We start from the raw sequence: 252 nt of genomic DNA on the forward strand, positions 1-252 counted from the left end.
TGCCAGTTTGGTTTTGTAAAAGCCCGCTACCGTGGCCTGAAGAAAAACGACAGCAAGCTGGCCATGCTGTTCGCGCTGGCCAATGTTGTACGGGTGGACCAGATGTTGAGAGCGCAGGGTTAATCCGTCTGCGCTGCCTGAAAAGGCGGTTGCAGTCGGTTAAAAAAGGGGGGAACGTGCGCATTTCATGCCCCAGACACAGAGAAAATGCAGTTTTGGTGGCTCTGAGAAGACTTGTTCATACGTTCCCTA

At 52.4% G+C, this 252-nt stretch carries 1 pseudogene; it reads left to right on the plus strand.

Annotated elements, in window-relative coordinates:
* Positions 1–123, plus strand: a pseudogene (locus tag H1S06_RS00495) (IS5/IS1182 family transposase); the annotation flags it as partial.
* Positions 124–252: the final 129 nt, after the last annotated feature.

This window comes from Marinobacterium marinum, assembly GCF_013868415.1.
Classification (GTDB): domain Bacteria; phylum Pseudomonadota; class Gammaproteobacteria; order Pseudomonadales; family Balneatricaceae; genus Marinobacterium; species Marinobacterium marinum.